Genomic DNA, 14,288 nt, shown 5'->3' on the forward strand with positions numbered 1-14,288 from the left:
TCGGCGGTTTACGCGATACCTGTGGGAGCTGGGCTGCCACCGATGAGGCCATCGCTGGCAACACAGGGCTTCAGTCAGCCAGACGCCAGGTGGTCCCGCCCTTGCCATCCTCCAGCACCACACCCATGGCGGTGATCTGGTCGCGGATGCGGTCGGATTCGGCCCAGTTCTTGTCGGCCCGAGCCTGCAGGCGGGCCTGGATCAGCGCCTCGACTTCAGCCGCATCGACCTTGCCCTCGGCCCCCGCACGCAGGAACTCGTCGGCATCCAGCTGCAGCACGCCCAGCAAACCACCCAGCTCGCGCAGACGCCCTGCCAGGCCAGCCGCAGCCTGTGCGTCGCTGTCGCGCAGACGGTTGATCTCGCGCACCAGGTCGAACAGCACGGCGCAGGCTTCAGGGGTGCCGAAGTCGTCGTTCATCGCCGCGGCGAAACGCTCGACGAATTCCTCGCCACCCTGCGGCGCCACCAGCGGCAGGCCGCGCAGCGCGTGGTAGAAGCGTTCCAGGGCACCCTTGGCGTCGCGCAGGCTGTCCTCGGAGTAGTTGATCGCGCTGCGGTAGTGGCTGGACACCAGCAGGTAGCGGACCACCTCCGGATGATATTTGTCGAGCACATCGCGGATGGTGAAGAAGTTGTTCAGCGACTTCGACATCTTCTCGCCATTGATCCGGATCATCCCGCAGTGCATCCACGACGCAGCGTAAGGCTTGCCGGTGGCCGCTTCGCTCTGGGCGATCTCGTTCTCGTGGTGCGGGAACTCCAGGTCGCTGCCGCCACCATGGATGTCGAAGCTCTCGCCCAGGCAGCAGGTGGACATCACCGAGCACTCAATGTGCCAGCCCGGACGTCCCGGCCCCCATGGTGATTCCCAGCTCGGCTCGCCCGGCTTGACGCCTTTCCACAGGACGAAGTCCAGCGGGTCCTGCTTGGCCTCGTCCACCTCGATCCGCGCGCCGATGCGCAGGTCTTCGATCTTCTTGCGCGACAGCTTGCCGTAGCCGACGAACTTGCCGACCCGGTAGTACACGTCGCCGTTGCCCGGGGCGTAGGCATAACCCTTGTCGATCAGGGTCTGGATCATCGCGTGCATGCCCGGGATATGGTCGGTGGCACGGGGTTCCAGGTCCGGCTTGAGGATGTTCAGGCGGCGCTCGTCCTCGTGCATCGCATCGATCATGCGCGCGGTCAGGGCGTCGAACGACTCGCCGTTCTCGTTGGCGCGGTTGATGATCTTGTCATCGATGTCGGTGATGTTGCGCACGTAGGTCAGGTCGTAGCCGCTATAGCGCAGCCAGCGGGTGACCAGGTCGAAGGCGACCATGCTGCGGCCGTGGCCCAGGTGGCAGAAGTCGTACACGGTCATGCCGCAGACGTACATCCGCACCTTGTTGCCTTCCAGCGGTTTGAATACTTCCTTGGTCTTGCTCAGGGTGTTGTAGATGGTAAGCACGAAATTTCCTCAGCTGCCCCAGGAGTCACGCAGGGACACGGTGCGGTTGAATACCGGTTGGCCTGGACGGGAATCTTTCAGGTCGGCGCAGAAGTAGCCTTCGCGCTCGAACTGGAAGCGGTCCTCTGGCTGGGCGCTACCCAGCGATGGCTCGGCACGACAACCACGCAGCACCTGCAGCGAATCAGGGTTGATGTTGTCGAGGAAGCTGCCGCCCTCTTCGGCCTTCTCCGGGTTCGCAGCACGGAACAGGCGATCGTACAGACGCACTTCGCACTCGACGCTGCCTTCGGCCGGGACCCAATGGATGACGCCCTTGACCTTGCGGCCTTCCGGGTTCTTGCCCAGGGTGTCCGGGTCGTAGGAGCAGCGCAGTTCGACGATAGTGCCCTCGGCATCCTTGATCGCCTCGTCGGCGCGGATCACGTAGCTGCCGCGCAGGCGCACTTCACCGGCAGGTTCCAGGCGCTTGTAGCCCTTGGGCGGCTCTTCCATGAAGTCGTCGCGGTCGATGTACAGCTCGCGGGCGAACGGCAGGACGCGCACGCCCATGTCTTCCTTCGGATGGCGCGACAGTTCGAGCTGCTCGACCTGGCCTTCCGGGTAGTTGGTGATCACCACCTTCAGCGGACGCAACACGCACATGGCACGCGGTGCATTGCGGTCGAGGTCGTCACGGATGCTGAACTCGAGCATGGACATGTCGACCACGCCGTCGGAACGGTTGGTGCCGATCATTTCGCAGAAGTTGCGGATCGACGCCGGGGTGTAGCCCCGGCGGCGGAAACCGGACAGGGTCGACATGCGCGGGTCGTCCCAACCATTCACATGCTGCTCATCCACCAGTTGCTTGAGCTTGCGCTTGCTGGTGATGGTGTAGTTCAGGTTGAGGCGGCTGAATTCGTACTGGCGCGGCTTGCACGGCACCGGCAGGTGGTCCAGGAACCACTCGTACAGCGGGCGATGGCCTTCGAACTCCAGGGTGCAGATGGAGTGAGTGATGCCTTCGATGGCATCCGACTGGCCGTGGGTGAAGTCGTAGTTCGGGTAGATGCACCACTTGTCACCGGTCTGGTGGTGATGGGCGTGGCGGATGCGGTAGAGGATCGGGTCGCGCAGGTTCATGTTCGGCGAAGCCATGTCGATCTTCGCCCGCAGGACGCGCTCGCCGTCCTTGAACTCGCCGGCCTTCATGCGCGCGAACAGGTCGAGGTTCTCTTCGACGCTGCGCTCGCGGAACGGGCTGTTCCTGCCTGGCTCGGTCAGGTTGCCGCGGTATTCCTTGGCCTGCTCCGGGGTCAGGTCGCAGACGTAGGCGTTGCCCGACTTGATCAGGTCGACGGCCCAGGCGTGCAGCTGGTCGAAGTATTCCGAGGCGTAGCGCACCGGACCGGTCCACTCGAAGCCCAACCACTTGACGTCTTCCTGGATGGCGTCGATGTACTCCTGGTCTTCCTTGGCCGGGTTGGTGTCATCGAAACGCAGGTGGCAGGCACCGCCGAATTCCTTGGCCAGGCCGAAGTTCACGCAGATCGACTTGGCATGGCCGATATGCAGGTAACCGTTGGGCTCTGGCGGGAAACGGGTGACGATGCTGCTGTGCTTGCCCGAATCCAGGTCGGCCTGCACGATCGGGCGCAGGAAATTCACGGGAACGGCGGGCGCGCCTTTGGCGGCATTGGGAGCGGTGTCGGTGGGCTTGCTCATAGGATCCTTGGAAGTCCGGTCTGCGGCGCGGGTAGGCCGCGTGAAACAAAGCCCGTATCATAGCCGAAGCCGTCGCGCCGCCGACAGCACCACGCCGACAAACCGGCGCTAATATGCACGGCGTACGAAAAAAATCCCTGGCAGGAACGTATCGCCGCTGGCGAAGCGGGCGTCAGGGTCATATATGTGCGATGCACATCTCTTCTTACCACATGCCTTGAGAGAGCGAATTCCAGCATGGCCAAAGTCAAACTGAGCACCAACCATGGCGACATCGTCCTGAAACTGGACAGCGAAAAAGCCCCGAAAACCGTGGAAAACTTCGTCCAGTACGTGCAAGACGGCCACTACGACGGCACCATCTTCCACCGCGTGATCAAGGGCTTCATGATCCAGGGCGGCGGTTTCGACACCAGCATGACCCAGAAGAAAACCCGCGCCAGCATCCAGAACGAAGCCGACAACGGCCTGCCGAACAAGCAGTACTCGATCGCCATGGCCCGCACCATGGAGCCGCATTCGGCTTCGGCACAGTTCTTCATCAACGGCACCGACAACGATTTCCTCAACCACAGCGGCAAGAACGTGCAGGGCTGGGGCTACGCGGTATTCGGTGAAGTGATCGAAGGCCGTGAAGTCGTGGATGCCATCGAGAAGGTCGCCACCGGCTCCAAGGCTGGCCACCAGGACGTACCTAAGGAAGACGTGATCATCGAGAAAGCCGAGATCATTGAGTGATCCTGCTGGTCTCCGACCTGCATCTGCAAGAAGAACGCCCGGACATTACCCGGGCGTTTCTTGATCTGCTGGCGACCCGCGCCCGGGATGCACAGGCCCTGTACATCCTCGGCGATTTCTTCGAGGCCTGGATCGGCGACGACGGCATGACGCCGTTCCAGCAGTCGATCTGCCAGGCCCTGCGCGCGCTGAGCGACAGCGGCACGCGGGTGTTCCTGATGCACGGCAACCGCGATTTCCTGATCGGCCAGGCCTTCTGCAAGGCTGCCGGTTGCACCCTGCTCAAGGACCCCAGCGTGGTCGAGATGGGCGGCGAGCCGGTACTGTTGATGCATGGCGACAGCCTGTGCACCCGCGACGAAGCCTACATGAAGCTGCGCCGCTACCTGCGCAACCCGCTGAGCCTGTGGATCCTGCGCCACCTGCCGCTGTCCACCCGGCGCAAGCTGGCGCGCAAGCTGCGCAGCGAAAGCAAGGCGCAGACGCGCATGAAAGCCAACGACATCATCGATGTCACCGCCGAGGAAGTACCGCGCTTGATGCAACGCCACGGCGTGCGCACCCTGATCCATGGCCACACCCACCGGCCGGCCATCCACAAGCTCACCCTCGAAGACGGCAGCGCCGGGCGGCGCATCGTGCTGGGCGACTGGGACAGGCAAGGGTGGGCGCTGCAAGTGGATGAACAAGGCTTCCAGCTGAGCCCGTTCGACTTCGCCTGATCCTTTGGCAGACCTCCCACGCCAAGGATCGATCAGGCGATCTTTTTGGTCCTGGGGTCTCATCGCTGCATGGGTATCTACACATCTCGAATTCAAGACTACAGATCCTGCGTTGACCCACCATCCGAGCCTGAACGAGAGATGTGTAGATACCCATGCTCATCGCTGGCAAGCCAACTTCTACCCTGTATCACGCGCCCGGGAGACCCAAAGCATTAACCCGAAGCGACACCCCTCGCGCTGTAGCAAAAGCCCGCCAGAAATCCTATACACAGGAGTGAAGCTCCTGATGTCTGCCTTAGGGCCTTCCTGCACCTCATGACGTACCCACTCATGAAACAGGAGTCCAGCCATGATCCTCATCCCTTCCCTCAAGCGATTCGCCACCTGCGCCCTGCTGCTCGCCAGCCTTATGCAGCAGCTTGCAGTTGCCGCCACGACCAGCAACTACCTGGATATTCCTTCACTACTGGAAGGCCGTGCCAGCGCGGCCACCTCCCCCTTGCTCGTGGGTGTCGACATGCCCGGCTTCGGACCTCCGGTACGCGAGGGCATCTATCAGCTCAGCAGTGCCTCACTGTTTCGCAAGGACGGCGGCAGCGATGGTTTCCTGGTCATCAGCCGCCGCGACGACGGCGCCTTCACTGCACTGGTCAGTACCTCCAGTCGCCGCGGGCTGGTGATCGGCGACGCAGACGGCACGCAAGTCTTCAAGCCAGAGCCGGCCTACGACGAATCGTCGGACGCCGACATGCCGACCGGACCGGCACATAGCCTACCGGCACCGGCACCGACAGAAACGGCCAGCAATACTCGGCTGACTGTAGTCGTGGGCTTCTCTCCCGAGTCCGCAGCCTTCGTCAAGGACCCCACCGGCTTCGCTCTTGCCCAGCTGGAGGTCGCCAACCTGCAATTCCTCAATAGCGGGCTGGCAATCCGGGTCGGTCTGGTCGCAGTGGAAAGCATTCCCGTGGACCTGCCGGTAAGCGAGCAGACCCTGCTCGACCTGCGCTGGCAAATGAAGAACGGCGTGGCTGCCGACCTGATCAGCGCATTCTTCATGAAAAGACCCGGCGACACGGTGGCCGGCATCGCCTTTCGCAATGATCGCTATACCACCCAGTCAGTGGAAACCACCGACACCTTCGCCCATGAGATCGCCCATAACGCAGGCGGCAAGCACTGCAATCCCGGGGATCCCGAGTATTACTACGGTTTCAGGATCGGCGACAAAGGCACTTCGCTCTGCCGCGGGCCGATCCGTCGCCCTTACTACTCCACATCGGAAAAAAACGACGCGGATGGTGCGCCCCTGGGAGATGCGAAAAGCGCGGACATGGCCCGGGTCTGGCGCGAGTCCCTGCCGGTAATGGCCGCCTATGGCGACAAGCAACGGGCCACCCGGTCATTCCACTTGATCAACCTTGGCAACGAGCAGTGCCTGGCAGGCGCCAGCAGCGGGCTCGTGCAGTTCGAGAAGTGCGACATGGGCAATAGCGCGCAGAAGTGGACGGAATGGCCCAACGACCCGTACGGTTTCTTCCGCTGGGCCGGCGATGAACGCCGCTGCCTGTTCGTCGATGCCAATGACCAGCTCAAGGTGAGCCTGGTCGCGTGTGACAACCAGAAACATAGCCGCTGGACCATCCAGAGCGACGGACGCTTCTGGAGTACTTACCAGGACAGCCAGGGCCGCAGCCATTATCTGGCCAGCGTGGACCAGAAGCCCGCGCCGGCCATCGTGCCGCTGCCGAGCGCCAGCGACCCGCGCGCCCTTTGGGAAAAGTACGACCCGAAGCCGGGCCAGGCCGTGCAATTGAGAAACACCCTGGCCGGGTTGTGCGCGCAGGTGCGTAATGCTCAATATGCAGTGGGTACGGTGGTCGAGTTCGCCAGTTGCGCCAGCGGCAGCCGGCAGCAACGCTGGCTGTGGGATGACCAGCGCCTGCGGGTTCACGAACAGCAGGACCTGTGTCTGGGTTACGACGGTTATCGCGCCGAACTGCAGCTCTGCAATTGGGTCAACGACAGCGTGCTGTGGAGCAGGCAAGGCGCCACGATCAAGAACCAGCTCAGTCGCGGCTGCCTCGCCGCGCACCCCGACGATCTCGGACCCGGTGCAGAAGTGCGCATGGGCGCAGGCTGCCGTCCGGACCTGCACTCGGATCTATGGCTGGAAATCCCGGTGCAGTGAACGGCACGAAATGGCCCCTGCACATCAGTGCAGGGGCCGTTCCTCAATGCCCGCCCGACGCCGGCCCCGCCTTCGCCGCAAACGGCGGTTTCGCCAGCCACACCAGCAGGATCAACCCCGCGAATATCCAGCCCATCAGGGTGAAGTAATCCACCGTCGACATCATGTAGGCCTGGCTGCTGAGCATCTGCTCCAGTTGCCGATACGCCGTGCCCCCTGCCCCACCCAGTTGATGCAGGGCATCACGGGTCGCTGGATCGTAGGTGCTGATGCTTTCGCTGAGGTAGGCATGATGCTGGTCCGCGCGACGGATCCAGATCCAAGTGGTCAGCGACGCCGCGAAGCTGCCACCGAGGGTGCGCAGGAAGGTCGCCAGGCCCGAGCCGTCGGCGATCTGCTGCGGCGGCAGGTCCGAGAGCAGGATGCTCAGGGTCGGCATGAAGAACAGCGCCACGCCGATGCCCATGAACAACTGCACCAGCGCCACGTGCTGGAAGTCCACTTCATGGGTGAATTCGGCACGCATGAAGCAGCTCAGGCCGATCGCCAGGAACGCCAGCCCGGCCAGCAGGCGCAGGTCGAAGCGGTGCGCGTACTTGCCCACGAACGGCGACATCAATACCGGCAGCAGGCCGATCGGCGCCACCGCCAGCCCGGCCCAGGTCGCGGTATAGCCCATCTGCGTCTGCAGCCATTGCGGCAGGATCAGGTTGATGCCGAAGAAACCGGCATAGCCGCCCACCAGCACGATGGTGCCGATGCGGAAATTGCGATACGCGAACAGCCTGAGGTTGACCACCGGATGTTTGTCGGTCAGCTCCCAGATGATGAACACGGCGATGAATACTGCGGATATCAGGCTGCCGACGATGATGAAGTTCGACTCGAACCAGTCCAGGTCATTGCCTTTGTCGAGGACAATCTGTAGCGCGCCGACACCGATGATCAGGCTCAGCAGACCGATATAGTCCATCGGCTGGCGGCTGGTGTGCACTGGCCGCGTGCGCATCTGCTGGCGCACCACGGCGGCAGCGAACAGGCCGATGGGCACATTGATGAAGAAGATCCATGGCCAGCTGTAGCTGTCGGTGATCCAGCCGCCGAGAATCGGCCCGGCAATCGGCGCCACCACCGTGACCATGGCCAACAGCGCCAGGGCCATGCCGCGCTTCGCCGGTGGATAGACCGCGATCAACAAGGTCTGGGTCATCGGGTACAACGGCCCGGCGACCACCCCTTGCAGCACGCGAAAACCCACCAGTTCCGGCATCGACTGGGAGATCCCGCAGAGGAACGAGGCCAGCACGAACAACAGGGTCGCCCAGATGAACAGCTTGACCTCGCCGAAGCGCCGGCTCAGCCAGCCGGTCAGCGGCAGGGCGATGGCATTGCTCACCGCGAACGAGGTGATGACCCAGGTACCCTGCTCCGAACTCACCCCGAGGTTGCCGGAAATGGTCGGCAGCGCCACGTTGGCGATGGTGGTGTCGAGCACCTGCATGAAGGTCGCCAGGGACAGGCCGATGGTGGTCAGCAGCAGGCTCGGCGGGGTGAACGAAGCCTGGTTGCTCATCGCTGGGCCGTCTTGTCGCTGGCGCTGTTGTCATGGATCAGCCTGGCGATCAGGGTATCGGCTTCGGCCAACTGGCGATCATACACCTGGGTGGCGAAGCTGGCCTTCTGCGGCGGCTGCTGGGCCAGGACCGGGCCGCTCTGGTCGTGCAGGTCGACATCGACCAGGGTCGACAAACCGATGCGCAGCGGATGCCGGGCCAGTTGCTCGGGGTTGATGTGTACCCTCACCGGCACGCGCTGGACGATCTTGATCCAGTTGCCGGTGGCGTTCTGCGCCGGCAGCAGCGCGAAGGCGCTGCCGGTCCCGGCGCCGAGGCTGTCGATGGTGCCGTTGTATTTCACGTCGCTGCCGTACAGGTCGGCAGTGATTTCCACCGGCTGGCCGATACGCATGTTGCGCAGCTGGGTTTCCTTGAAGTTGGCGTCGATCCACAGCTGGTCAAGGGGAATCACCGCCATGGTCGCGGTGCCCGGCTCCAGGCGCTGGCCAAGTTGCACGGTACGCTTGGCCACATAACCGGTGACCGGTGCCACCAGGGTGGTGCGGGCATTGCTCAGGTAGGCCTGGCGCAGCTCGGCGGCGGCGGCCTGGACTTCCGGATGGGAGGACACCACGGTGTCGTCCACCAGCGCCGTGGTGGTGTTGAGCTGCTGCTGGGCATTGCTCAGGGCGCTCTGGGCCGAGGCCAGGTCGTCACGGGCGTGGGACAGTTCTTCCTGGGAAATCGCCCCGCCGGCGGCGAGGGTCTTGCGTCGGTTGTAGTTTTCCTGGGCCTTCTGCAATTCGGCCTTGCGCGCCGCGACCTGGGCCTTCTGCCCGTCGACATTGCTGTACAGCCCGCGCACCTGGCGCACGGCCCGGGCCAGCTTGGCCTCGGCGGCCTGCAGGCCGACCTCGGCGTCGCTCGGGTCGAAGCGGATCAGCTCCTGGCCGGCCTGCACCAGGTCGCCGTCGTCGGCGCCGATGCTGACCACGGTCCCGGAGATCAGCGGGGTGATTTCCACCACGTTGCCGTTGACATAGGCGTCGTCGGTACTTTCGCTCCAGCGCCCGTACAGCTCGTGCCAGGCCCAGGTGCCGGCGCCCAGGGCGACGACGATGAGCGCCAGAGCGATCAGCCAGGTCTTGCGCTTGCGCTGGTTGTTGACGTCCTGCTCGTTGACGGCAGTGTCCGTTGGGTTAGCCATGACGAATACCTTATGGGTGTCGGGGAGCCGGCGATGCGCTCGCCGCCTGTTGTTGCGGTTGATCCTGGAAGCCGCCGCCGAGGGCCTGCATCAACAGGATCGAGCGATCGATACGCTCGGCGTTGAGTTCGGCCAGTTGGCGCTGCGCCTGCAGCAATTGCTGCTCGATGCTCAGCACATCGAGGAAGTTGCCGATGCCCGAGCCATAGCGCTGCATCACCGTGTCGTAGGACTGCTGGGCGATATCGGCGGCACGCTGCTTGGCCGCGACCTGCTCGACGAGGGCGTGCAACTGGTCGATGCTGTCGCTGACTTCACCGAGGGCATTGACCAGGCTCTTGTTGTACTGGGCAACCGCCAGGTCGTAGTCGGCGTCGCGGGCATCGAGGTCGGCGCGCAGGCGGCCGCCGTCGAAGATCGGCAGGGATACGGTCGGGGCGATAGTGAAGAAGCGGCTCGGCGCACCGAAGATCGCGTCCCCCAGCAGGGCCTGGGTGCCGGCGGCGGCGCTCAGGTTGAGGTTGGGGTAGAAGCGGGTCTTGCCGGCGTCGATGGACTTGCTCGCCGCCTCCACGCGCCAGCGCGCCGCCACCAGGTCAGGACGACGCCCCAGCAGTTCGGCCGGCAGCACCGATGGCAGGGCTACCGCGCCGGGCTTGAGCACCGCCGGACGGGCAATCTCGCGCGCCCGGTCCGGCCCCTTGCCAAGCAGCACGGCCAGCGCCACCTGGGCGCTGCGCAATTGCTTGGCGGCATTGATCGCCTGTTCTTCCGAGCTGGCAGCAAGGCTTTCGGTCTGTTGCAACTGGTAGTCGCTGTCGATCCCGGCGCTCAGGCGGCGCTGGCCCAGGTCGAGCATCTGCCGGGTGCGCTTGAGGTCTTCCTGGGTCAGGTCGTTGACGATATAGGCCTGGCCAAGCTGGCTGTAGGCCCGAGCCACGTCAGCGGCCAGGGTCAGCCTGGCGGCCTGGCGGTCCACCTCGGCGGCGCGGGCCTGGCCGAGGGCAGCTTCCCAAGCGTCGCGCTGGCCGCCCCAGAGGTCGAAGTTGTAGTTGAAGTCGAGGCTGAGGCTGCGCAGGGTCGAATAGCGACCGCCCTGCCCCGCCGGATCCTGGTCACGGGCCAGGCGCGAGCGGCTGACGCTGGCGTTGGCGTCCAGGGTCGGCATGCGTTCGGCATCGGCGGCCAGGGCGGCGGCGCTGGCCTGGTGGGCACGGGCGCTGGCGATCTGCATGTCCGGGCTGTCGCGCAGGGCCTCAGTGATCAGGCCGTCCAACTGTGGATCGCCAAGGTCGCGCCACCAGTCGCTCTTCGGCCAGGCGGCCGGCGACAGGGTGACGCCTTCGAGGGTCTTGCCGGCTTTCAATTCGCTGGCAGACAGGCGCTGGCCAGTGGTCGTCAGGCCTTGGTAACTGGCGCAACCGGCCAGGCTCAGGGCAAGCGCCAGCAGGCTCAGGCTGGTGCGCAAGGCATTCGTGTTCATTTATGGCTCACCCGCATCAGGGTCAGCGTATCGCCTGCGCAGACCAGGACCTTGGTCAGGATCGAGGTGAGTGTCGCCAGTTCTTCCGGGTCGAGCACGCCGACCAGCTCGTTCATCGCCGCCGCACCGATATGCGGCAGGCGATCGGCCAGGGTACGCCCTTCATCGGTCAGGCCGACGCGGACCTGGCGACGGTCTTCGGGGCAACGGCTGCGCGCGATCAGGTGCTTCTGTTCGAGGCGGTCGAGCATGCGGGTCATGGCGCCGCTGTCCAGGCCGAGGTAACGGCACAGGTCGGCCGGGGTATCCACGGCGAACTGGGCGATGATGATCAACACCTTGAACTGCGCGGCGGTAACGTCGTGGTCCTGCAGGTGGGTATCGAGGATACGGTCCTTGACCAGCGCAGCGCGGCCGAGGAGCAGGCCGATGGTGCAGGTCTGGAAGTTTTCGGGGGTGAAATGCTGCATGTGGGGAGAACCCTGCTTAGGCAGTGATGTAAGCAAATATGTCTGCTCAGGCAATAATTGTCCAGGCATTTATTAGCTTGCTTTGTATTTTGTCGATGAAAGGTTGACTGGAAAAGTCAGGATCAGGCGGGAGAGTAGAGATCAGGAAAGCGACGCGGCCCCTGTGGGAGCGGGTTCACCCACGATGAGGGCAGTGAATTCACTATTGTCATCGCGGGTGAACCCGCTCCCACAGGGGCCGCGTGGATTCAGTTCAGGCCGGTACGCCGCTATGGAAACGGAATTCCTCGTCCGGCGAGAGAATCAGCTCCATTTCCACCTCGCGCACCTTGTCTACGGTGCGCTGGATATCCTCGGCATCGCCATAGTGCAGCGCCAACTTCAGATACCCCTGGTAGTGCCGCGCCTCGCTCTTGAGCAACCCGTGGTAGAACTTGCCCAATTCCTCGTCCAGGTGCGGCACCAGTGCGGCGAAGCGCTCGCAGCTGCGCGCTTCGATAAAGGCGCCGATCACCAGCGTGTCCACCAGCTTGGCCGGTTCGTGGGCCCGGGCCACACGGCGCAACCCCGAGGCGTAGCGGCCGGCAGAGACCGGGCGCAGGGGAACCCCACGGCGCTTCATCAAGCGCAGCACCTGCTCGTGATGGACCAGTTCCTCGCGGGCCAGGCGCGACATCATGTTGATCAGGTCGATATGCGCGTTGTACTTGGCGATCAGGCTGAGGGCGGTGCTGGCGGCCTTGAACTCGCAGTTCTTGTGGTCGATCAGCATGGTTTCCTGGTCGGCCAGCGCCGCTTGCACCCAGGCGTCAGGGGTGCGGCAACCGAGGAAGGCTTCGATTTCGGGGATGGGTTCCATGATTCACAGGCGGCAGGTAGACAGCAGGGCCGGCGATTATACCGGCACCGCCAGCGGACACCAGTGATCCGCGGTTGATATGCATCAAGCTGCGCTGCGGCGAACGCCGACTATAGTCAGGCATTGGTTGTCACTTCCCTGGGAGTTCCCGCTCATGCAAGCCGTCCGCAGCATCCTGGTAGTCCTCGACCCCGAGCACGCCCATAGCCGCGCCCTGACCCGGGCCAAACTCATCGCCACGGCCACCGGCGCCCGCCTGCACCTGCTGATGTGCGACCGCAAGCACGACCACAGCGCCCTGCTCAGCCTGCTGTGCAGCCAATTGCATGACGACGGCTATGACAACGTCACCTTCGAGCAGGCCTGGCACGACACCCTGCACGAATCGATCATCGATGTGCAGCAGGCCGAGGGCTGCGAACTGGTGATCAAGGAACATCGCCCGGACAACCCGCTGAAGAAGGCCCTGCTCACCCCCTCGGACTGGAAACTGCTGCGCCTGTGCCCGGCGGCGGTGCTGATGGTCAAGACCGAGCGGCCATGGACCGGCGGGGTGATCCTGGCGGCCGTGGATGTCGGCAATCATGACCAGGAGCATCGCGTCCTGCACGGCGACATCATCGACCACGGCTACGCCATCGCCGGGCTGGCAAAGGGCGAACTGCACGTGATCGCCGCCCATCCGTCGCCGATGCTGTCGGCGGCCGATCCGGTGTACCAGTTGAAGGAAACCATCGAGCAGCGCTATCGCGAGGAATGCGCGGCGTTCCAGGCCGAATTCGATATTGCCGACGAGCGCCTGCATGTGGCCGAAGGGCCGGCGGATGTGCTGATTCCCCATACCGCGCACAAGCTGGATGCCGTGGTGACGGTGATCGGCACCGTGGCACGCACCGGGATCACCGGGGCGCTGATCGGCAATACCGCGGAGGTGGTGCTGGATTCGCTGGAGAGCGATGTGCTGGTGCTGAAGACGGCCGAGGTAGCGGCGCATTTGAACGAGCTGGCGCAGGGCTGACGCATTTAAGCGCTACACGTACTCTGTGGGAGCGGGTTCACCCGCGATGACGATAGTGAATTCACTGCCGTCATCGCGGGTGAACCCGCTCCCACAGAGTACCCGTGGCGCAGCAGAACTTCATTACCATCAACCCAGGGCATCCTTGAGAAACCCCGGTGCGATATAACGCTGGTAATGGGCTTCGGACAGCAAAAAGAACTCGGTATCGATGGCATCGCGCAGTTCCGGCAGTTCCCAGTCGCGGAACTCCGGCAGCAGCACCAGGCCGTAGGCTTCCAGCTCGCGGATCACCCGCGCACCGCGGGCGATCAGCTGGTAGGCCCAGCAGTATTCCGACTGGTGGGCCACGTAGCGGATCTTGCGCTGCTCCAGTTGCTGGCGCAGGCGCTCGACGTCGAACACTTCCAGCTTGGCGGTCATCACCTGCACCAGCAGTTGCTCCAGGCGCAGCCAGACGGCGCGCTTTTCGTCGTCGTTGTAGCCGTTCCAGTGGATCACTTCATGGTGGAAACGCTTGCAGCCACGGCACACCGTATCCCCGTAAACCGTGGAGCAGAGGCCGACGCAAGGCGTCTTGATGGACTGATTGGACATGGGCGGATCGACAGCATGGCAGTGAAACAGGCGGCCATGTTAGCCCTTTGTCTAACGAGGGTCACTCGTTAAAGTCTTCGCCCTCGCCTTACCTTTATCCGCAAATTGCCGTAGAATCACACCGCCTTTTTAGGCACCAATGTCCGTTAGAAGCTGTTTTCAAAGCGTCACGAGCACAGTCATCCGGTAGAACGGCGTTGGTTCGGAAGATTCACCACTGAATGTTCCGGGCCAGCCCTCATCAGCCTTCCGTTCTACAGGCGTAAAACTTTGAAAGCAGCTTC

At 63.6% G+C, this 14,288-nt stretch carries 12 protein-coding genes; 4 read left to right on the forward strand and 8 right to left on the reverse strand.

What is annotated here, in order from left to right; all coding sequences use genetic code 11:
• Nucleotides 1–70 precede the first annotated feature (70 nt).
• Nucleotides 71–1,453 carry a cysteine--tRNA ligase gene (gene cysS / locus ACKLLE_RS25465; RefSeq protein WP_009394548.1) on the reverse strand — a complete coding sequence of 461 codons (1,383 nt, stop codon included), beginning with the start codon at nucleotides 1,451–1,453 and terminating at the stop codon, nucleotides 71–73.
• Nucleotides 1,454–1,462: 9 nt separating this feature from the next.
• Nucleotides 1,463–3,160: a glutamine--tRNA ligase/YqeY domain fusion protein gene (locus ACKLLE_RS25470; RefSeq protein WP_420059399.1), complete on the reverse strand. Its 1,698-nt coding sequence runs from the start codon at nucleotides 3,158–3,160 to the stop codon at nucleotides 1,463–1,465.
• A 237-nt stretch (nucleotides 3,161–3,397) separates the two neighbouring features.
• Here ACKLLE_RS25470 and ACKLLE_RS25475 point away from each other — a divergent pair, with 237 nt between their 5' ends.
• The 3 genes from ACKLLE_RS25475 (at nucleotide 3,398) to ACKLLE_RS25485 (ending at nucleotide 6,814) form a co-directional block, all read left to right on the forward strand.
• Nucleotides 3,398–3,898 carry a peptidylprolyl isomerase gene (locus ACKLLE_RS25475; protein ID WP_420059400.1) on the forward strand — a complete coding sequence of 167 codons (501 nt, stop codon included), beginning with the start codon at nucleotides 3,398–3,400 and terminating at the stop codon, nucleotides 3,896–3,898.
• Nucleotides 3,895–4,620 carry a UDP-2,3-diacylglucosamine diphosphatase gene (locus ACKLLE_RS25480; protein WP_064304321.1) on the forward strand — a complete coding sequence of 242 codons (726 nt, stop codon included), beginning with the start codon at nucleotides 3,895–3,897 and terminating at the stop codon, nucleotides 4,618–4,620. The genes ACKLLE_RS25475 and ACKLLE_RS25480 overlap by 4 nt, the downstream gene beginning before the upstream one ends.
• Nucleotides 4,621–4,972: 352 nt before the next feature.
• Entirely contained in the window at nucleotides 4,973–6,814 is a 1,842-nt protein-coding gene (locus ACKLLE_RS25485) for a ricin-type beta-trefoil lectin domain protein (RefSeq protein WP_420059401.1), read from the forward strand.
• Between the two features lie 43 nt (nucleotides 6,815–6,857).
• On the opposite strand, the gene ACKLLE_RS25490 is transcribed toward ACKLLE_RS25485, so the two are convergent.
• From ACKLLE_RS25490 to ACKLLE_RS25510, 5 genes are all read right to left on the reverse strand, one after another.
• Nucleotides 6,858–8,387, reverse strand: a complete 1,530-nt coding sequence (locus ACKLLE_RS25490) for a DHA2 family efflux MFS transporter permease subunit (RefSeq protein ID WP_420059402.1) — start codon at nucleotides 8,385–8,387, stop codon at nucleotides 6,858–6,860.
• Entirely contained in the window at nucleotides 8,384–9,577 is a 1,194-nt protein-coding gene (locus ACKLLE_RS25495) for an HlyD/EmrA/EmrK family protein (protein WP_009394541.1), read from the reverse strand. Before ACKLLE_RS25495 ends, ACKLLE_RS25490 begins: the two co-directional genes overlap by 4 nt.
• A 10-nt stretch (nucleotides 9,578–9,587) precedes the next feature.
• Complete coding sequence (locus ACKLLE_RS25500) at nucleotides 9,588–11,060, reverse strand: efflux transporter outer membrane subunit (protein ID WP_420059403.1); 1,473 nt, start codon at nucleotides 11,058–11,060, stop codon at nucleotides 9,588–9,590.
• On the reverse strand, nucleotides 11,057–11,530 hold the full coding sequence (locus tag ACKLLE_RS25505) for a MarR family winged helix-turn-helix transcriptional regulator (protein ID WP_420059404.1): 474 nt from the start codon (nucleotides 11,528–11,530) through the stop codon (nucleotides 11,057–11,059). The genes ACKLLE_RS25500 and ACKLLE_RS25505 overlap by 4 nt, the downstream gene beginning before the upstream one ends.
• A 253-nt stretch (nucleotides 11,531–11,783) precedes the next feature.
• Nucleotides 11,784–12,389, reverse strand: coding sequence for a MiaE family protein (locus ACKLLE_RS25510; RefSeq protein WP_420059405.1), 606 nt, complete (start codon nucleotides 12,387–12,389; stop codon nucleotides 11,784–11,786).
• A 154-nt stretch (nucleotides 12,390–12,543) separates the two neighbouring features.
• Between ACKLLE_RS25510 and ACKLLE_RS25515 the strand changes: the two genes are divergently transcribed.
• Complete coding sequence (locus tag ACKLLE_RS25515; protein ID WP_064304324.1) at nucleotides 12,544–13,407, forward strand: universal stress protein; 864 nt, start codon at nucleotides 12,544–12,546, stop codon at nucleotides 13,405–13,407.
• 129 nt (nucleotides 13,408–13,536) lie between these two features.
• On the opposite strand, the gene ACKLLE_RS25520 is transcribed toward ACKLLE_RS25515, so the two are convergent.
• Nucleotides 13,537–14,004, reverse strand: coding sequence for a DUF1289 domain-containing protein (locus tag ACKLLE_RS25520; protein WP_009394521.1), 468 nt, complete (start codon nucleotides 14,002–14,004; stop codon nucleotides 13,537–13,539).
• Between the last annotated feature and the right edge of the window lie 284 nt (nucleotides 14,005–14,288).

The sequence above is a fragment of the Pseudomonas bharatica genome (genome assembly GCF_048586865.1).
GTDB lineage: Bacteria > Pseudomonadota > Gammaproteobacteria > Pseudomonadales > Pseudomonadaceae > Aquipseudomonas > Aquipseudomonas bharatica.